Below are 18,543 nucleotides of genomic sequence, written 5' to 3'. Positions count from 1 at the left end.
ACAAGCGTGTCCTGTTCCTCCCTAATTTGGTGGGATTAACGGGGCAAACTGCCGATGTGACCACGGCGAGTAAGGAGAAAACGACGTGGACCTCGCTCTTGCGCCAGAGACTCTGGCGCGCTGGCAGTTCGGCATCACCACCGTCTACCACTTCCTCTTCGTCCCCCTGACGATCTCCCTCGCCGCCCTCACCGCCGGTCTCCAGACCGCCTGGGTGCGGACCGAGAAGGAGAAGTACCTCCGGGCGACGAAGTTCTGGGGCAAGCTCTTCCTGATCAACATCGCCATGGGCGTGGTCACCGGCATCGTCCAGGAGTTCCAGTTCGGGATGAACTGGTCCGACTACTCCCGCTTCGTCGGCGACATCTTCGGTGCTCCGCTCGCCTTCGAGGCGCTCATCGCCTTCTTCTTCGAGTCCACGTTCATCGGCCTGTGGATCTTCGGATGGGACAAGCTGCCGAAGCGGATCCACCTCGCCTGCATCTGGATGGTGTCGATCGGCACCATCCTCTCGGCCTACTTCATCCTCGCGGCGAACTCCTGGATGCAGCACCCCGTCGGGTACCGCATCAACGAGGCGCGCGGCCGGGCCGAGCTCACCGACTTCTGGCTGGTGCTGACCCAGAACACCGCCCTCACCCAGTTCTTCCACACCATGACGGCGGCCTTCCTGGTCGGCGGCGCGTTCATGGTCGGCATCTCCGCCTTCCACCTGGCGCGGAAGAAGCACATCCCGGTGATGCGGACCTCGCTGCGGCTCGGCCTGATCACGCTGATCATCGCCGGCCTCGGCACCGCCATCAGCGGTGACCTGCTCGGCAAGGTCATGTTCAAGCAGCAGCCGATGAAGATGGCCGCCGCCGAGGCCCTCTGGGACGGCGAGGCACCCGCGCCGTTCTCGATCTTCGCGTACGGCGATGTCGACAAGGGTCACAACAAGGTGGCCATAGAGATCCCGGGCCTGCTGTCGTTCCTCGCGAACGACGACTTCACCTCGTACGTCCCGGGCATCAACGACATCAACAAGGCGGAGCAGGAGAAGTTCGGCCCCGGCGACTACCGGCCCAACATCCCCGTCGCGTACTGGGGCTTCCGCTGGATGATCGGCTTCGGCATGGCCTCGCTGGGCATCGGCATGCTCGGTCTCTGGCTGACCCGCAAGAAGTTCATGCTGTCGCCCGGGATGCGGACCGGTGAGGACGAAGTGCCGAACCTGGTCCTGTTCAGGCGGAAGGCCCTCAGCCCCCGCTTCACCCGGTGGTATTGGATCGTCGCCCTCTGGACCATGGCGTTCCCGCTGATCGCCAACTCCTGGGGCTGGATCTTCACCGAGATGGGCCGCCAGCCCTGGGTCGTCTACGGCGTGCTGCGGACCCGGGACGCGGTCTCCCCCGGCACCACCACCGCCGAGGTGCTCACCTCGATGATCATCTTCACCGCGCTCTACGCCGTCCTCGCCGTGATCGAGGTCAAGCTCCTCGTGAAGTACATCAAGGCGGGCCCGCCGGAGCTCACCGAGGACGACCTCAACCCGCCCACCAAGATCGGCGGGGACTCCCGTGACCCCGACCGGCCCATGGCCTTCTCGTACTGAGGTCAGGAGAACGAGGCATGGAACTCCACAACGTCTGGTTCGTACTCATCGCCGTCCTCTGGATCGGCTACTTCTTCCTCGAAGGCTTCGACTTCGGGGTCGGCGTCCTGACCAAGCTGCTCGCCCGTGACCGGGTCGAGAAGCGGGTCCTCATCAACACGATCGGTCCCGTCTGGGACGGCAACGAGGTGTGGCTGCTCACCGCCGGCGGGGCGACCTTCGCCGCGTTCCCCGAGTGGTACGCGACGCTCTTCTCCGGCTTCTACCTGCCCCTGCTGATCATCCTGGTCTGCCTGATCATCCGGGGTGTCGCCTTCGAGTACCGGGTGAAGCGGCCCGAGGAGAACTGGCAGCACAACTGGGAGCTGGCCATCTTCTGGACCTCGCTGATCCCGGCGTTCCTCTGGGGTGTGGCCTTCGGCAACATCGTCCGGGGCGTGAAGATCGACGAGAACATGGAGTTCGTCGGCAGCTTCTGGGACCTCCTCAACCCGTACGCCCTCCTCGGCGGTCTCGTCACGCTCACCCTCTTCACCTTCCACGGCGCGGTCTTCGCCTCGCTCAAGACGGTCGGTGACATCCGGGTGCGCGCCCGGGCGCTCGCGCTGAAGCTGGGTCTGGTCACGGCCGTGCTCGCGCTCGTCTTCCTGATCTGGACCCAGGTCGACACGGGGGACAGCTGGAGCCTCGGGGCGATGCTGGTCGCCGTCGTGGCGCTGATCGGTGCGATCGGTGCCATCAAGGCGGGGCGCGAGGGCTGGTCGTTCGCGCTCTCGGGGGTGACGATCGCCGCCGCAGTGGCGATGCTCTTCTTCGCGCTCTTCCCCGACGTCATGCCGTCTTCGCTCAATCCCGAGTGGAGCCTCACCGTGACGAACGCGTCGTCGAGCCCGTACACGCTCAAGATCATGACCTGGTGCGCGGCGATCGCGACACCGTTGGTGCTGCTCTACCAGAGCTGGACCTACTGGGTGTTCCGTAAGCGCATCGGTACGCAGCACATCGCTGACGCCCACTAGCCGACGCTCATCAGAGGGGCATGTTTCACGTGAAACCGATCGACCCGCGTCTGCTCCGGTACGCCCGGGCCACCCGCTTCTTCCTTGCCGCGGTGGTCGTGCTCGGTCTGGCCGGGGCGGCGCTGGTCGTCGCCCAGGCGATGCTCATCGCCGAGGTCGTGGTGGGGGCCTTCCAGAAGGGCCTGGCGGTTTCCGATCTGACCACCCCTCTCCTGCTGCTCGCCGGAGTCGCGGCGGGGCGCGGCCTCGTCTCCTGGCTGACCGAGCTCGCCGCCCACCGGGCGAGCGCGGCGGTCAAGTCCGAGCTCCGCGGTCGGCTCCTCGCGCGGTCGGCCGCGCTCGGGCCCGGCTGGCTGAGCGGCCAGAAGGCCGGTTCGCTGATCGCGCTCGCGACGCGGGGCGTGGACGCGCTCGACGACTACTTCGCGCGCTATCTGCCGCAGCTCGGTCTCGCGGTGGTCGTGCCGGTGGCGGTCCTCGCCCGGATCGTCACCGAGGACTGGGTCTCGGCGGCGATCATCGTCGTCACGCTGCCGCTCATCCCGGTCTTCATGATCCTCATCGGCTGGTACACGCAGGCGCGGATGGACCGGCAGTGGAAGCTGCTCTCCCGGCTGTCGGGCCACTTCCTGGACGTCGTGGCGGGTCTGCCCACCCTCAAGATCTTCGGACGGGCGAAGGCCCAGGCGGAGTCGATCCGCACGATCACCTCGGAGTACCGCCAGGCGACGATGCGAACCCTGCGGATCGCGTTCCTCTCCTCCTTCGCCCTGGAACTCCTCGCGACCCTGTCGGTCGCGCTCGTCGCCGTGACGATCGGCATGCGGCTCGTCCACGGCGAGCTCGACCTCTACACCGGGCTCGTCATCCTGATCCTCGCGCCCGAGGCCTACCTCCCGTTGCGGCAGGTGGGGGCGCAGTACCACGCGGCGGCCGAAGGGCTCGCGGCTGCGGAGGAGATCTTCGAGGTCCTGGAGCAGCCGGTGCGCGCCGGCGGTACGGGTACGGTTCCGGACTCCCTCCGGCTGGAGCTCGACCGGGTGACCGTACGGCACGCGGGGCGCGCCGAGCCGGCGCTCGACGCCGCGACGCTGACGGTCGAGCCCGGTGAGACGGTGGCGCTGGTCGGGCCGAGCGGTGTCGGGAAGTCGACGCTCCTCGACGTGGTGCTCGGTTTCGCGGCACCGCAGGAGGGCGGCTCGGTCCGGGTCGGCGGCGAGGACCTCGCGACGCTGGACCTGGAGACGTGGCGGTCGCGGATCGCCTGGGTGCCGCAGCGCCCGTACCTCTTCGCGGGGACGATCGCCGAGAACGTACGGCTGGCCCGCCCGGACGCCTCCGACGAGGCCGTACGGGACGCCTTGCGGGACGCCGGGGCCGACGGGTTCGTCGCGGGGCTTCCGGAGGGGCTCGACACCCTGCTCGGCGAGGACGGCGCCGGACTTTCGGCGGGCCAGCGGCAACGGCTGGCGCTCGCGCGGGCGTTCCTGGCCGACCGGCCCCTGCTGCTCCTCGACGAGCCGACCGCCGCGCTGGACGGCGAGACGGAGGCGGGCGTCGTCGACGCTGTCCGGCGCCTCGCGGCGGGCCGGACGGTCCTGCTGGTGGTCCACCGCCCGGCGCTGCTCGCGGTCGCGGACCGTGTGGTGAGCCTGGTTCCGGTGGCCGGGGACGGTAGGGGCGTCGGGGAAGGCGCTGGTGTCGTAGGCGGCTCCATGGCAGGGGCCGACGCTGAGGCGTACGACCCGGGGGCGGGGAGCGTCGTCGGGTTGGGTGCGTCCGGCGGCGGCCTCGAAAGCCCGGGGGGCGCGGGAGCGGACTCGTCGGAGACCCGGTCCCGCGAGGTGCCGGGAGAGCCGGCCGGGGTGGACCCCGCGCTGGACTCCGGAGCAGGCTCCGGGAGGTCGGTGCTCGGGCGGGTCCGTGCGATGGCGGGAGAGCTCAAGGGGCGCATGACGCTGGCCCTGCTGCTCGGGAGCCTGGCCCTCGGTTCGGCCGTCGGACTCATGGCCGTGTCCGGCTGGCTCATCTCGCGGGCCTCCGAACAGCCCCCCGTGCTCTACCTGATGATGGCCGTCACCGCCACGCGCGCCTTCGGCATCGGCCGGGCCGTCTTCCGGTACGCCGAGCGGCTCGTCTCGCACGACGCCGTGCTCCGGATGCTCGCCGAGCTCCGGGTCTCCGTCTACGGCCGCCTGGAGCGGATCGCCCCGGCCGGGCTGCGCCGCACCCGCCGCGGAGACCTGCTCTCCCGGCTCGTCCAGGACGTCGACGCGCTCCAGGACTACTGGCTCCGCTGGTGGCTCCCGGTGGGCGCCGCCCTCGTCGTGGGCGTCGCCTCCGTCGGGTTCACGGCCTGGATGCTGCCCGAGGCCGGGGCCGTCCTCGCCGTGGGCCTGCTGGTCGCGGGCCTCGCCGTCCCGGCGATCGGCGGGGCCGTCGCCCGCCGGGCCGAGCGCCGGCTCGCCCCCGCGCGCGGCACCCTGGCGACCGCGGTGGCCGACCTGCTCCGCGGCTGCGCCGAGCTGACGGTCGCGGGCGCGCTGCCCGACCGGGTCGAGCGCACCCGGACCGCCGACCGGCACCTCACCTCCATCGCCTCCCGGCAGGCCGCCGCCACCGCGCTCGGTGCCGGGCTTTCGGCGACGGTCTGCGGCCTGACGGTCGTGGCCGCCGCACTCGTCGGCGTCCAGGCCGTGCGGGACGGGCGGCTCGACGGAGTGGCCCTCGCCGTGGTCGTCCTGACGCCGCTCGCCGCCTTCGAGGCCGTCACCGGCCTGCCGCTCGCCGTCCAGTACCGGCAGCGCGTCCGGCACAGCGCCGAGCGGGTCTTCGAGGTGCTCGACGCCCCCGTCCCCGTACACGAGCCGGCCAGGCCCGACACTCCCCCGGCCGATCCGTTCCCGCTGGAGCTGACCGGGCTCTCCGCCCGGCACGCCGGGCAGGACCGGGCGGCGCTCGCCGACTTCGGGCTCACCCTGGAGGCCGGGCGCCGGGTGGCTGTCGTCGGCGCCTCCGGTTCCGGGAAGACCACCCTGGCCCAGGTGCTGCTGCGCTTCCTGGACGTGGAGTACGGCATGTACCGGATCGGTGGCGTGCCCGCCTGGGAGCTCGAGGGCGACGCGGTCCGGCGGTTCGTCGGGCTCTGCGCCCAGGACGCCCACATCTTCGACAGCACCGTCCGCGAGAACCTGCGGCTCGCGAAGGTCGGGGCAAGCGACGAGGAGCTGCGCGACGCGCTGCGCCGGGCCCGGCTGCTCGACTGGGTGGACGGTCTTCCGGCCGGGCTCGACACCCTCGTGGGCGAGCACGGCTCCCGGCTCTCCGGCGGCCAGCGGCAGCGCCTCGCGCTCGCCCGCGCCCTGCTGGCGGACTTCCCCGTCCTCGTCCTCGACGAGCCGGCCGAACACCTCGACCTCGCCACTGCCGACGCGCTCACCGACGATCTGCTCCGGGCCACGGAGGGGCGCACCACCGTCCTCATCACCCACCGCCTGCACGGACTCGACGCCGTCGACGAGGTGGTGGTCCTGGCCGAGGGCCGGACCGTGCAGCGCGGACCGTACGCGGAGCTGGCGGAGGCGGAGGGCCCGCTGCGCCGGATGCTGGAGCAGGAACGGGCGACCGATCTGCTCGTCGTCGGGGCGGAAGCTGGGGCGGGCCGGTTCGCGGCCGGGGCGTGAGAAAGCATGTCGACTCCCGGCCGACTTTTCTCGTCAAAACGGACTAACTAGGCTCAAGCCCATGACCGTCGCCGCGTCCGACCCCTCGGACCCCCTGGAAGCCGCCACTCAGGCCACGCGCAGCCTCCAGGGGCTGTCCACGGAGCTCACCGCCCGCGTTCCGCAGCTCCTGGAGGCCATGCGCTCGGTCGGTACGGGGCTCGAACTCCACTCCACCCTCGACCGGATCTGCGAGACGGCCGCCGAACTCGCCGACGCCCGCTACGCCGCGATCGGGGTCGTCGACGATGAGGGCGCGGGACTGTCCGACTTCGTCACCTTCGGCGTCGACGAGGACGTGGCCCGCCGGATCGGCCGTCTCCCCGACGGCCACGCCGGGCTGCTCGGCGCGCTGATCCGCGACCCGCAGACCATCCGCCTCGCCGACCTGTCCGCGGATCCGCGCGCGGCCGGCTTCCCGCCCGGGCATCCGCCGATGCGGAGCTTCCTCGGGGTGCCCATCCGGGTCCAGGGAGAGATCTTCGGCAATCTCTACCTCGCCGAGAAGCACGGCGGCGGCGAGTTCAACGACTACGACGTCCACATGGTCAGGGTGCTCGCCACCGAGGCGGGCATCGCCATCGGCAACGCCCGTCTCTACGAGGCCGCCCGGCAGCGCGAGCGGTGGATCGACGGCTCGGTCGCGGTCACCACGGCCCTGCTCTCCGGCGGCGACGCGGACGACGCGCTCACGGTCGTCGCCGAACAGGCGCGCCGGCTCGCCGACGCGGACGCCGGCATCGTGCTGCTGCCCGCCGAGGAGGGGGGCCTGGAGATCGTCGCGGTGTCCTCGCCCCGCGCCACCAAGTCGCTGGGCGTCGTGATCCCGCCCGAGAGCGCCGTGGTCGAGCAGCTCCTGGAGGGCGAGGCGGTCTTCGTGGCGGACGCCTCGACGGACCCGCGCATGATCAGCCGGCTGACCTCCGCGTACGGCCCGAGCATGATGCTGCCGCTGCAGAGCGGCGGTCGGGTCCTCGGTGCGCTCGCCACACCCCGGGCGCGGGGAGCCCGCCCGTTCACGGAGACGGAACGGACGCTCGCCACACAGTTCGCCTCGCAGGCGGCGCTCGCGCTGATGATGGCGGACGCGCAGCGGGACCGGGAGCGGCTCGCCGTGTACGAGGACCGGGACCGGATCGCCCGCGACCTGCACGACCTGGTCATCCAGCGGCTCTTCGCCACCGGGATGATGCTGGAGAGCGCCCAGCGGAAGTCGATCGTGCCGGCCGTGCGGGAGGGCGTCGGCAAGGCCGTGGACGAGCTGGACGTGACCATCCAGGAGATCCGTACGGCGATCTTCGCGCTCCAGCAGGGCCCCGCGGAGGCGCCCTCGGGGCTGCGCACCCGTGTCCTGCGGGAGATCAACATGGCGGCCGTGCCGCTCGGCTTCAAGCCCGCGCACCGCTTCCTCGGTGTGATCGACTCGGCGGTCGGCGAACTCACCGGGAAGAACCTCGTCGCCGCCCTGCGCGAGGCCCTCTCGAACGCCTTCCGGCACGCGGAGGCGAGCCGCATCGAGGTCGTCCTCGACGCGACGGTCACGCTGCCCGACGGCTCGGCCGGGGTGCGGCTCTCGGTCGCGGACGACGGCGTCGGCCTCCCGGAGGGCGGGCGGCGCAGCGGTCTGCGCAACCTGGCGCGGCGGGCCGAGTCGCTGGGCGGCGCGAGCTGGTGCGGGCCGGGCCTCGGGGAGGACGGCGGCGGCACGACGGTGGTGTGGGAGGCCCCGCTGTAGGTACGGGGTGCGCCCGGGGCCGGTGGGTGGTGGCCGGCGTACCGGTCAGGGCGCGTCCTGCCGTGCCTCCAGGGCCTCCGCCACGAGCCGCTCGATGACGGCGGCGACCCCGTCGTCGTTGTTGCCGTCCGTACGGCCGGAGGCGGCGGCGATCACGTCGGGGTGGGCGTTGCCCATCGCGTACGAGCGGCCGGCCCAGCTGAGCATCTCGATGTCGTTGGGCATGTCGCCGAAGGCGGCGACCTCCTCGGCCGCGATGCCGCGCTCGGCGCAGCAGAGGGCCAGCGTGGAGGCCTTGGAGACTCCGAGGGCGCTGACCTCCAGGAGGGCCGTGGGGCTGGACCGGGTGAAGGAGGCCAGCGCGCCGGCGGCTTCCCTGGCCAGGGCCAGGAACGCGTCGGGGTCGAGCTCCGGGTGCTGCGCGAGGAGCTTGAGCACCGGGGCGGCGGCGCCCGGCGTCTCCTCGAAGAGGAGCTTCTCGGCGGTGGCGACGGTGGCGCCGGGGTCGAGGAAGAAGGGCGGGTACGCCGGCTCGTAGTGGATGCCGGTGGTGAGCTCGACCGCGAAGGAGGTGCCGGGCGCGGCGGCGCGCAGGGCCCGCACGACGTCGAGGGCGACGGGCCGCGCCAGCGGGCGGACCTCCAGGAAGGTGCCTCCCGCATGGAGGTCGACGACGGCGGCGCCGTTGGCGCAGATGGCCATGCCGTGGCCGTGGACGTGGTCGCTGACGACGTCCATCCAGCGGGCCGGGCGGCCGGTGACGAAGAAGACCTCGATACCGGCTCGCTCCGCCGCTGCGAGGGCGGCGATCGTGCGCTCGGAGACGGACTTGTCATCGCGCAGGAGCGTGCCGTCGAGGTCGGTGGCGATCAGCCGGGTCGCCGGGGTCGCCGGAGCGGAGGGACGCGGAGAGCGGGGAGAGGTCACCGCACCATTGTTCCGCACCGAACGCACGGGCGTGCGAGGAGGTGCACATATGAGTAGGCCAATTCGATCTCCCGCTCGGGCCCGGAGCGTCCTGATCTGGCCGTAAAACGCTCGTTCGGTTCTCGCTCGCGCGGGGAAGACCCCAGGTGAGCTGACGGCATCTCCAGGGGGTGGGGCATGGTCTCGGGCCGGCGTTGCGACGAGTGCGAGGCCTGCGGTGCGCCGTACGGCATATGGGTCGTGAGTCTCGGGATGGCGCTCTGCACGCGCTGCGAGCAGGCCGGGGCCGAGCATCCGGCGCGTGAGCCGGTGCTGGTGGGCGACGTCCTGGCGGGGCTGACCGAGGCCGTGACGCGCGCCGCCCGCACCGGGAGGGCCGTGCCGGACGCCCGGAGACCGTCGTCCGCGACCTGCGACGCGTGCGGAGCCGGCGCCGAGTGGCACCGGACGGTGCGCGGGCGCTGGGTGATGATCGAGCCGGGAGAGCTGCCGACCCGGGTGGTGCCGGCGGGCAGTCGCTGGCGTGTCGCGGGCGACGGTACGGCGGTCAATCTCGGTCCCGCCGTGCCGTCCGACACCTGCCGGGTCAGCCACTTCGACGTCTGCCCCGGGCGGCCCGCGCCGACCGGCTCACCGGTTCTGCTGGCCCTGCGGCGCGGGCACGCCCGGCGCGCGCCCTGACCTCGGGCACCGCCGGGCACGGCGAGGGCCGGCGGCGAGCGGACGGTGGCCGGTGGGTCAGCCCAGCTGGGCGAGGGCCTCGGTGGCGATCCGCTCGAAGACGGCCTGGTCGGCGGCGAAGTCGGAGTCCGCGATCGGCCAGTGGACGACGATCTCGGTGAAGCCGAGGTCCCGGTGGGTACCGGCGAAGTCGACGAAGGCGTCCAGCGACTCCAGCGGGCGACCGCGGTCCGGCGTGAAGCCGGTGAGCAGGATCTTGTCGAGCTCGGACACGTCCCGGCCGGTCTCGGCGCAGGCCTTCCCGAGCTTCTCGACCTGGCCGCGCAGCGCCTCCACCGACTGCTCCGGGGTGCCGTCCTCGAAGATCTTCGGGTCCCCGGTCGTCACCCACGCCTGCCCGTACCGGGCGGCCAGCCGCAGGCCACGCGGCCCGGTCGCCGCCACCGCGAACGGCAGCCGCGGGCGCTGGACGCAGCCGGGGATGTTCCGGGCCTCGTCGGCCGAGTAGAACGTCCCCCGGGCCGTCACCGCGTCCTCGGTGAGGAGGCGGTCGAGCAGCGGCACGAACTCGCCGAACCGGTCGGCCCGCTCTTTCGGCGTCCAGGCCTCCTGTCCGAGGGCGGTGGCGTCGAAGCCGTTGCCGCCGGCCCCGATGCCGAGGGTGATCCGGCCTCCCGAGATGTCGTCGAGCGAGATCAGCTCCTTGGCGAGCGTCACGGGGTGGCGGAAGTTGGGGGAGGTCACGAGCGTGCCCAGGCGGAGCCGCTCGGTCGCGGTGGCGGCGGCGGTGAGGGTCGGCAGCGCACCGAACCACGGGCCGTCGCGGAAGGTACGCCACGAGAGGTGGTCGTAGGTGTACGCCGTGTGGAACCCCAGCTCCTCGGCGCGTCGCCACTTCTCGCGGCCGCCCTCGTGCCAACGGTCGCGGGGAAGGATCACGGTGCTCAGACGCAGGCTCATGGTTCGAGCCTACGGCGGTCCGCGAAGGGTCAGCGGACGTTGCGGTTCATCCAGGGGGTGAGCGAGCTGCTCGGGACGAGTTCCTTGTGGGTGGTGTCGCCGGGGAGCGGGACGACCAGCCACCAGCCCGGCGGGAAGAACCGTCCCTTCACATGGGCGAGGCCACCGAGGACGGACCGGAGGAAGGCGGGGACCGCGTCGCGGGGGACGTCGTCGAACGCGATGCCGTCCACGGTGATCCGGGCGTCGTCCTCGGGGAAGATCCGGACGGTGAGCGCGGGGGAGCCGCCCAGCTCGACGTAGGCCTCGTGCGGCAGCGAACCGTCCGGGTCCAGGACCGCGAACGCGCCGGCCGAGGTGCGTCGGGAGGTCTGGTCCGCGCCGATGTCGTCGGTGACCGTCATCTCCAGGTGGAACTCCCGGGCGATCTCGCGGATCGCGGTGACAGCCGCTTCGGTGGTGGGCAGATGCGGGTGTGCCATGGGAACGATCATGCCCCAGCCGTGCGGCGTGGGGGTGTCAGGAGGGCAGGCGGAGGAACTCCGGAGGCACGGCGTCGGTCAGCCAGACCCCGTTGGCGCTGATGTGGAAGACGTGGCCCGCGCGGTGCATGGCGCCGGCGTCGACGCTCAGCACGATCGGCCGGCCGCGCCGGGCGCCGACGCTGGTCGCGGTCTCCCGGTCGGGCGAGAGGTGCACACGGTGTCGGGCCATGGGCCGCAGCCCCTCCGCCCGGATCGCGGGGAGCCGGTCGGCGACCGTACCGTGATAGAGGTACGCGGGCGGTTCGGCGACCGGCAGGTCCAGGTCCACCTCGACGGTGTGGCCCTGGCTCGCGCGGATGCGGGTCCCGTCGATCGCGAAGCGCTTCTTGTCGTTGGTCGCGACGACGTGGTCGAGTTCCTCGCGGGTGATCGGGAATCCGTGTGCGGCCGCCGCCCCCAGGAGGGCGTCGATCTCGGTCCAGCCCTGGGCGTCGAGGGCGAGGCCGATGCGTTCGGGCTGATGGCGCAGGTGCTGGGAAAGGTACTTGGACACCTTCACGGTGCGTCGTTCGTCCATTGTTCTCCGAATCAAGAAAGGCGAGCAGGTTTGATCCACAAGCAAAGCTGTTTATCCACAGGCTAGTTGGCGATTCTGTGGACAACACCTCAATTATTTCGAGCGAGTTGGCATATTTAGCCGGTAATGCGCCCATTTGACGCGAGAGAGTCCAATGTCCTTTTGTTGACTTCTCGTTCTGTCGCGGCGGTGACGAAGGCCGCGACGCCGTCCGCGCCGACCAGGCTCTGCACGGCGCGAATCGTGTCGGCCGGAAGGGTCACCGAGCGGGGCTCGGAGTCCTTCGTCGGCGGGGCGTCGGGGGACAGATGGAGCTGGAGGTGGCGGGTCGCCAACAGGCGCATCGCCCGAGCGAGTTCGGCATCGACCGTCTGCTGCGCGAGCGGACGGAGCCGGCGCACCATCGTCGCCGCCTCGGCCGCGTCCGCGTCCGTCGGCGGCCGGTGCTCCAGATAGCGAGCGAAGACGTGCTCGGTCGTGAACTCCAGGAAACGGGAGGCTATGTGTTCGACCTGGTCGCGAAGCTCCCGCAGGTGCCCGGTGATTGCCGGGAGCGGTACCCCGGCCGCGTACAACTCGACGGCCACGGCCAGCTCTTGCGGACTCGGTACGAGGTACTCCTCGGCCTCCCGGTCCGGCAGCCGCTCCAGCACGCCGAGCTCGACGGCCTCCCGGATGGCGTCCTCGTCCGGAGTGCCGCCGAAGCGGGCGTCCAGCTCCGCGCGGGAGATCCGGGCCGCCTCCTCGTCCGTCCACGGCCCGTGGACCTCCGCGACCAGACCGAGCACCCCGCCGAGGCCCCGGCCGGTGTCCCAGGCCTCCAGGAGCTCCTTGATCGAGGCCAGGGTGTAGCCGCGGTCGAGGAGGTCGGCGATCTGGCGCAGCCGGGCGAGGTGCGCGTCCCCGTACACGTTCGACCTGCCGCGCCGCTCAGGGCGGGGCAGCAGGCCGCGGTCCTGGTAGGCGCGGATCGTCCGGACCGTGGCGCCGCTGTGATGCGCGAGGTCCTCGATCCGGTACTCCGGCTGTGCTGACTGCTCGGACAAACCCGCTCCCACCGCCCGCTTCCCGCACCCCGTCGCAGCGGGGCCCCTCCTGGGAGGGATCGTACGACCGCCCGGCCCCGCTACGCGGGCGGCTGCCAGCGGGCGAACGCCCGCAGGGCGCCGGGGCTCAGCCGGGACAGGGCGTGGATGCCCCGGGCCTCGGGCGTCACCGGAACGACCGCCCGGTCGTGCAGCACCGCCCCCAGGATCGCGTCCGCGACCTTCTCCGGCGGGTAGTTCCGCAGGCCGTAGAGCCGGGACGCCTTCTTCTGGCGCCGGTTCTCCTCCGCCGCGTCGGTGACCCCCGCGAACCGCGTGGTCGCGGTGATGTTGGTGTTGACGATGCCGGGGCAGATCGCGGACACCCCGATGCCCTGGTCCGCCAGTTCGGCACGCAGGCACTCGCTGAGCATCAGCACGGCGGCCTTCGACGTGCTGTACGCGGGCAGGGCCCGGGAGGGCTGGAAGGCCGCCGCGGACGCGGTGTTCACGATGTGCCCGCCTTGGCCGCGCGCGGTCATCTGCGCGCCGAAGATCCGGCACCCGTGGATCACGCCCCACAGATTGACGTCCAGGACCCGCTTCCACTCCTCGCTCGTCGTCTCGAAGAAGGAGCCGGTGAGCCCGATGCCCGCGTTGTTGACCAGCACGTCGACGATCCCGTACTCGCTCGCCACCTTCGCGGCCAGCTTCTCCATCGCCTGCTCGTCGGAGACGTCGACGGCCTCGCCCCAGGCCTCGGGCGCGCCGATCAGCCGAGCCATCTCGGCCGTACGGCCCGCGCCCTCGGCGTCCCGGTCCACGGCCACGACCCGGGCGCCGGCCTCGGCGAACGCGAAGGCGGTGGCCCGACCGATGCCGCTGGCGGCCCCGGTCACCAGGACCAGCTGCCCGCCGAACCGCTCGGCGTACTCCGGCTTCACACCGCCCTTCGCCGAAGTCGTCGCTGCTGCCCGGAGCGGACCCGGGGCCGCCGGTTCCTCGTTGGCCCGGACGAAGTCGGCGATCCAGGCGGACAGCTGGTCCGGCCGGGTGAGCGGCACCCAGTGCTTGGCGGGCAGGGTGCGCCGGGTCAGGTCCGGCACCCAGGAGCCCAGGTCGTCGTAGAGCCGCTCGGAGAGGAAGGCGTCACCGGTCGGCGTGATCAGCTGCACGGGCACGTGCGCGTACGCGTCGGGGCGCGGCCGGCCGAGCCGGGACCGGACGTTGTCCCGGTAGAGCCAGGCGCCGTGTGCCGCGTCGCTCGGCAGCGAGGGCGTCGGGTAGTCGCCGGCGGGGACCTTCTCGACCCGCTCCAGGATCTTCGGCCAGCGCTTGCCGAGCGGCCCGCGCCAGGCGAGCTCCGGCAGCACGGGCGTGTGCAGCATGTACACGTACCAGGACTTGGCGCCCTGGCCGAGGAGCTGCCCGACCCGGCGCGGGGTGGGCCTGTTCATCCGCCGCTTGATCCAATGCCCGAAGTGGTCGAGGCTCGGCCCCGACATCGACGTGAAGGACGCTATCCGCCCCTCGGTGCGCGGGACGGTGGCGAACTCCCAGGACTGCACCGAGCCCCAGTCGTGGCCGACGAGATGGACCGGCCGGTCGGGGCTGACGGCGTCGGCGACCGCGAGGAAGTCGTCCGTCAGCTTCTCCAGCGTGAAGCCGCCGCGCAGCGGTGCCGGTGCCGTCGACCGGCCGTGGCCCCGGACGTCGTACAGCACCACGTGGAACTCCCCGGCGAGCCGGGCCGCGACCTCCGTCCAGATCTCCTTGGAGTCCGGGTAGCCGTGCACGAGCACCACGGTCGGCCGGTCCGTGTCGCCGAGCTCGGCGACGCACAGCTCGATCCCGCCGGTGCGGACCCAGCGCTCCCGCGCGCCGTCGAGCCCCGCGCTCTTCCCCGCGCCCGCGGACACCACGCCCCTGAGCCCTGCCATCAGACCGCCCCCTCGTTCCAACGCCGCACGTGCGGCAGATCGTCGTCCAGCCAGAAAGCGCTCTGCTCGGGATCCTTCGAGTCGGTGACCACGAGGATCTCCTCGAACTTGGCGCCCGTCCCCCGGAATCCGAGGTGCGGCTCGACCGCCCACAGCCCGGGCACGGGCGGGTGGTCGGAGAACGTGTACGGCGACCAGAGCGGCGACCACCCGTCCCGGTGGCCGTGGATCGCGTCGCTCGCCAGGCCCTTGAGCGCCTGCGTGCCGAAGCCGAAGAGCGTCGGCGACCAGCGGCGCTGCTTCACCCTGTCGATCTTGTGGGCGATGACGCCGAAGGGATAGGCCCGATGCCGGTTCGCATATCCCTGGCGGACCATGAGGCGGTCCACGTCCTCGTATATCTCGCGCAGTGTGCGGCGCTCGCGGACCTCGCGCAGGATCAGCTCGCGGTGGTCGCGGAGATCGGCGAGCAGCTTGTCGTGCAGCGGGTCGAGGCCCAGGCAGCCGCTGTAGCCGATGTCGGCCGTGCGGCCCTTGTAGACCGGCGCCATGTCGAGGATGAACGGCATCCCCGCCTCCAGGCGGCGGTTCGTCGGGAAGAACTGCAGGGGGATCTTGAAGTCGACGAAGGCCGTGCGGTCCCCGAACCAGGCGAACGGCCGGTGGAACCAGTCCCGAACCCCCCGCTCGTACAGCCACTCCCGCTGCATCCGGGCGGCCTCGCGCTCGGTCACGCCCGGCTTGAGCTGCGCCGCGACGGCTTCCGCGCACTCGTACGCGAGCCGCTGCACTTCTCTGAACCCCCGTAGCTCCGCGGAGAGTTCGCCTGTCACTGCTGAGCCCATGCCATCCGCCGTCCCGTGTGAGCGCCCGATCGCACTACGCGTCCGTAACTTGACACCGATGAATGTGACAATGACCAGCGGCTGAGTCAAGAGGTCGGACGCGGGCCTGTGGAAAAGCCCGCGCCGGAGCCTGTGGAAAAAGACTTTTGTCGCGACTCCCTTACGGGCTTGTACTCCTATGGTCGGAGAAGGATCGAGCCGTTGGGCTGACGACCGCTGTGGCGCACACCACTACGGTCGTATGCGTGACTGTGATCGCGACCGAAAGCCTCAGCAAGCGGTTCCCCCGGGTGACCGCGCTCGACCGGCTCTCCCTGGACATCGGGCCCGGTGTGACCGGACTGGTGGGTGCCAACGGAGCCGGCAAGTCCACCATGATCAAGATCCTGCTCGGACTCGCACCCGCCACGGAGGGCCGCGCCGAGGTGCTCGGCCTCGACGTCAGCACCTCCGGCGCGCGCATCCGCGAGCAGGTCGGCTACATGCCGGAGCACGACTGCCTGCCCCCGGACGTCTCGGCCACCGAGTTCGTCGTCCACATGGCGCGGATGTCGGGACTTCCCGCGACCGCCGCCCGGGAGCGGACCGCGGACACCCTCCGCCACGTCGGCCTGTACGAGGAGCGGTACCGCCCCATGGGCGGCTACTCGACGGGCATGAAGCAGCGGGTGAAGCTCGCGCAGGCCCTCGTCCACGACCCGAAGCTGGTCCTCCTCGACGAGCCGACCAACGGTCTCGACCCGGTCGGCCGCGACGAGATGCTCGGCCTGATCCGCCGCGTCTGGACCGACTTCGGCATCTCCGTCCTCGTGACCTCGCACCTCCTCGGCGAGCTGGAGCGCACCTGCGACCACGTCGTCGTCATCGACGGCGGCCGGCTGCTCCGCTCCAGCTCCACCAGCGACTTCACCCGGACCACCACGACGCTCGCGGTCGAGGTCACCGACTCCGACACCCACCCCGACGGCACGGGCGCGCTCCGCGAGGCCCTCGCCGAAGCAGGTGTCGTGATCCACCCGGGCGTGGAGGACGGCCTGCCGGGCGCCGGCCACATCCTGCTCCTGGAGGCGGCCGGCGAGGAGACGTACGACCTCGTGCGGGACACCGTCGCCGGTCTCGGCCTCGGTCTCGTCCGCATGGAGCAGCGCCGCCACCACATCGCCGAGGTCTTCCGGCCCGAGACGCCCCCGCAGCACGAGGAGGTGCCGGCCCGATGAGCACCCAGATGCCCCACCCCTCCCAGGCCGCTCCCGACACGACGCAGATCCACAACATCGGCTACCGGTCCTACGACGGCCCCCGCCTCGGCCGGGCCTACGCGCGCCGGTCGCTCTTCTCGCAGTCCCTCCGCGGTGCCTACGGCCTCGGCCGCAGCGCCAAGTCGAAGGTGCTGCCGATGCTGCTCTTCGCGGTGATGTGCGTCCCGGCGCTGATCATCGTCGCCGTCGCCGTGGTCGCGAAGCAGTCCAAGCTCTCGATCGAGTACACCGAGTACGCGATCTACCTCCAGGTCGTCATCAGCATCTACCTGGCCTCGCAGGCGCCCCAGTCCGTCTCCCGGGACCTCCGGTTCAGGACCGTGCCGCTGTACTTCTCCCGCCCGATCGAGCGCGCGGACTACGTCCTCGCCAAGTTCGGCGCGATGGCCTCGGCGCTCTTCGTCCTCACCGCCTCGCCGCTGCTGATCCTCTGGATCGGCTCGCTGCTCGCCAAGCTGGACTTCGCCGAGCAGACCAAGATGTTCGGCCAGGGTCTCGTCTCCGTGACCATGCTCTCGCTGCTCTTCGGCGGCATAGGCCTCGTCATGGCGGCCCTCACGCCGCGCCGAGGCTTCGGCGTCGCCGCCGTCATCGCCGTCCTGACCGTCTCCTACGGAGCGGTGAACACCCTCATGGGCATCGCCTGGGCCACGGACAACCAGGGCGCCATCCAGTGGCTCGGCCTCTTCTCGCCGATGACCCTCATCGACGGTCTGCAGACCGCCTTCCTCGGCGCGCCCAGTGCCTTCCCCGACGGTGGGGGCCCGGGCGCCGGAGTCGGCGCGGTCTACCTGCTGGTCGTCCTCGCGCTCATCGCCGGCTCGTACGGCATCCTGATGCGCCGCTACCGAAAGGTCGGGCTGTGACAACCCTCCACATCGACCACGTCTCCCGCTGGTTCGGAAACGTCGTGGCCGTGAACGACGTCACGATGTCGGTGGGCCCGGGCGTCACCGGCCTCCTCGGGCCCAACGGCGCCGGGAAGTCCACCCTGATCAACATGATGGGCGGCTTCCTCGACCCCTCCACGGGCAGCGTCACGCTCGACGGCCAGAAGATCTGGGGGAACGAGTCCGTCTACCGCCAGATCGGTGTCGTCCCCGAGCGGGAGGCGATGTACGACTTCCTCACCGGTCGCGAGTTCGTCGTGGCCAACGCGGAACTGCAGGGCCTCGGCGCCAAGGAGGCCCAGGAGGCCCTGGCCACGGTCGAGATGGAGTACGCCCAGGACCGCAAGATCTCCACGTACAGCAAGGGCATGCGGCAGCGCGTGAAGATGGCCTCGGCCCTCGTGCACCAGCCGTCCGTGCTCCTCCTGGACGAGCCGTTCAACGGTATGGACCCGCGCCAGCGCATGCAGCTGATGGACCTGCTGCGGCGGATGGGCACGGAGGGCCGCACGGTCCTCTTCTCCTCGCACATCCTGGAGGAGGTCGAGCAGCTCGCCTCCCACATCGAGGTGATCGTGGCCGGACGGCACGCGGCCTCCGGTGACTTCCGCAAGATCCGCCGGCTCATGACGGACCGGCCGCACCGCTACCTGGTCCGCTCCAGCGACGACCGGGCGCTGGCCGCCGCGCTGATCGCCGACCCGTCCACGGCGGGGATCGAGGTCGACCACGCGGAGGGCGGACTGCGCGTCCAGGCGGTGGACTTCGGGCGGTTCACGGAGCTGCTCCCCAAGGTCGCGAAGGACCGGGGCATCCGCCTCCTGACGGTCTCGCCCTCGGACGAGTCCCTCGAATCGGTCTTCTCGTACCTCGTCGCGGCCTGA

At 71.5% G+C, this 18,543-nt stretch carries 15 protein-coding genes; 8 read left to right on the top strand and 7 right to left on the bottom strand.

Annotated features, from left to right (window positions below; translation table 11 throughout):
* The first annotated feature begins 85 nt into the window (after positions 1 to 85).
* From ACF08F_RS00890 to ACF08F_RS00875, 4 genes are all read left to right on the top strand, one after another.
* A complete protein-coding gene (locus tag ACF08F_RS00890) occupies positions 86 to 1,594 on the top strand; it encodes a cytochrome ubiquinol oxidase subunit I (RefSeq protein WP_392296372.1) in 1,509 nt (502 codons plus the stop codon).
* A 17-nt stretch (positions 1,595 to 1,611) separates the two neighbouring features.
* A complete protein-coding gene (gene cydB / locus ACF08F_RS00885; protein ID WP_392296371.1) occupies positions 1,612 to 2,613 on the top strand; it encodes a cytochrome d ubiquinol oxidase subunit II in 1,002 nt (333 codons plus the stop codon).
* 29 nt (positions 2,614 to 2,642) lie between these two features.
* Entirely contained in the window at positions 2,643 to 6,296 is a 3,654-nt protein-coding gene (cydD, locus tag ACF08F_RS00880) for a thiol reductant ABC exporter subunit CydD (RefSeq protein ID WP_392296370.1), read from the top strand.
* A gap of 61 nt (positions 6,297 to 6,357) precedes the next feature.
* Positions 6,358 to 8,070 (top strand): GAF domain-containing sensor histidine kinase, encoded by a 1,713-nt coding sequence (locus ACF08F_RS00875; protein ID WP_392296369.1) that lies wholly within the window; start codon positions 6,358 to 6,360, stop codon positions 8,068 to 8,070.
* A gap of 45 nt (positions 8,071 to 8,115) precedes the next feature.
* Here the strand turns inward: ACF08F_RS00875 and ACF08F_RS00870 are convergent, their stop codons facing one another.
* Entirely contained in the window at positions 8,116 to 8,997 is an 882-nt protein-coding gene (locus ACF08F_RS00870; RefSeq protein WP_392296368.1) for a Cof-type HAD-IIB family hydrolase, read from the bottom strand.
* A 252-nt stretch (positions 8,998 to 9,249) separates the two neighbouring features.
* Between ACF08F_RS00870 and ACF08F_RS00865 the strand changes: the two genes are divergently transcribed.
* On the top strand, positions 9,250 to 9,678 hold the full coding sequence (locus tag ACF08F_RS00865; protein WP_392296367.1) for a DUF6083 domain-containing protein: 429 nt from the start codon (positions 9,250 to 9,252) through the stop codon (positions 9,676 to 9,678).
* A gap of 57 nt (positions 9,679 to 9,735) precedes the next feature.
* On the opposite strand, the gene ACF08F_RS00860 is transcribed toward ACF08F_RS00865, so the two are convergent.
* The 6 genes from ACF08F_RS00860 to ACF08F_RS00835 form a co-directional block, all read right to left on the bottom strand.
* A complete protein-coding gene (locus tag ACF08F_RS00860) occupies positions 9,736 to 10,638 on the bottom strand; it encodes an LLM class flavin-dependent oxidoreductase (RefSeq protein WP_392296366.1) in 903 nt (300 codons plus the stop codon).
* A gap of 29 nt (positions 10,639 to 10,667) precedes the next feature.
* Positions 10,668 to 11,120, bottom strand: a complete 453-nt coding sequence (locus ACF08F_RS00855) for a hypothetical protein (RefSeq protein WP_392296365.1) — start codon at positions 11,118 to 11,120, stop codon at positions 10,668 to 10,670.
* A 37-nt stretch (positions 11,121 to 11,157) separates the two neighbouring features.
* Positions 11,158 to 11,700 (bottom strand): RNA 2'-phosphotransferase, encoded by a 543-nt coding sequence (locus tag ACF08F_RS00850; protein ID WP_392296364.1) that lies wholly within the window; start codon positions 11,698 to 11,700, stop codon positions 11,158 to 11,160.
* Positions 11,701 to 11,816: 116 nt separating this feature from the next.
* Entirely contained in the window at positions 11,817 to 12,746 is a 930-nt protein-coding gene (locus ACF08F_RS00845; protein ID WP_392296363.1) for a MerR family transcriptional regulator, read from the bottom strand.
* A gap of 80 nt (positions 12,747 to 12,826) precedes the next feature.
* Positions 12,827 to 14,665 (bottom strand): SDR family oxidoreductase, encoded by a 1,839-nt coding sequence (locus ACF08F_RS00840; RefSeq protein ID WP_392296362.1) that lies wholly within the window; start codon positions 14,663 to 14,665, stop codon positions 12,827 to 12,829.
* Positions 14,665 to 15,510 carry a M24 family metallopeptidase gene (locus ACF08F_RS00835; protein WP_392296361.1) on the bottom strand — a complete coding sequence of 282 codons (846 nt, stop codon included), beginning with the start codon at positions 15,508 to 15,510 and terminating at the stop codon, positions 14,665 to 14,667. The genes ACF08F_RS00840 and ACF08F_RS00835 overlap by 1 nt, the downstream gene beginning before the upstream one ends.
* A 251-nt stretch (positions 15,511 to 15,761) precedes the next feature.
* Between ACF08F_RS00835 and ACF08F_RS00830 the strand changes: the two genes are divergently transcribed.
* The 3 genes from ACF08F_RS00830 to ACF08F_RS00820 are packed head-to-tail and all read left to right on the top strand — an operon-like array spanning position 15,762 to position 18,543.
* Positions 15,762 to 16,727: an ABC transporter ATP-binding protein gene (locus ACF08F_RS00830; RefSeq protein ID WP_392296790.1), complete on the top strand. Its 966-nt coding sequence runs from the start codon at positions 15,762 to 15,764 to the stop codon at positions 16,725 to 16,727.
* A complete protein-coding gene (locus ACF08F_RS00825; protein ID WP_392296360.1) occupies positions 16,724 to 17,635 on the top strand; it encodes an ABC transporter permease in 912 nt (303 codons plus the stop codon). The genes ACF08F_RS00830 and ACF08F_RS00825 overlap by 4 nt, the downstream gene beginning before the upstream one ends.
* Positions 17,632 to 18,543 carry an ABC transporter ATP-binding protein gene (locus ACF08F_RS00820; protein ID WP_392296359.1) on the top strand — a complete coding sequence of 304 codons (912 nt, stop codon included), beginning with the start codon at positions 17,632 to 17,634 and terminating at the stop codon, positions 18,541 to 18,543. The genes ACF08F_RS00825 and ACF08F_RS00820 overlap by 4 nt, the downstream gene beginning before the upstream one ends.

The organism is Streptomyces sp. NPDC015130, from assembly GCF_043080005.1.
In the GTDB taxonomy this organism is placed as follows: Bacteria; Actinomycetota; Actinomycetes; order Streptomycetales; family Streptomycetaceae; genus Streptomyces.
This window is presented reverse-complemented; position numbering and strand designations above follow the sequence as displayed.

Coding starts and splice junctions, on each gene's coding strand:
- cydB (WP_392296371.1), top strand. CDS start 1,612: ATGGAACTCCACAACGTCTGGTTCGTACTCATCGCCGTCCTCTGGATC.
- ACF08F_RS00875 (WP_392296369.1), top strand. CDS start 6,358: ATGACCGTCGCCGCGTCCGACCCCTCGGACCCCCTGGAAGCCGCCACT.
- ACF08F_RS00865 (WP_392296367.1), top strand. CDS start 9,250: ATGGCGCTCTGCACGCGCTGCGAGCAGGCCGGGGCCGAGCATCCGGCG.
- ACF08F_RS00860 (WP_392296366.1), bottom strand. CDS start 10,638: ATGAGCCTGCGTCTGAGCACCGTGATCCTTCCCCGCGACCGTTGGCAC.
- ACF08F_RS00855 (WP_392296365.1), bottom strand. CDS start 11,120: ATGGCACACCCGCATCTGCCCACCACCGAAGCGGCTGTCACCGCGATC.
- ACF08F_RS00850 (WP_392296364.1), bottom strand. CDS start 11,700: ATGGACGAACGACGCACCGTGAAGGTGTCCAAGTACCTTTCCCAGCAC.
- ACF08F_RS00840 (WP_392296362.1), bottom strand. CDS start 14,665: ATGGCAGGGCTCAGGGGCGTGGTGTCCGCGGGCGCGGGGAAGAGCGCG.
- ACF08F_RS00835 (WP_392296361.1), bottom strand. CDS start 15,510: ATGGGCTCAGCAGTGACAGGCGAACTCTCCGCGGAGCTACGGGGGTTC.
- ACF08F_RS00825 (WP_392296360.1), top strand. CDS start 16,724: ATGAGCACCCAGATGCCCCACCCCTCCCAGGCCGCTCCCGACACGACG.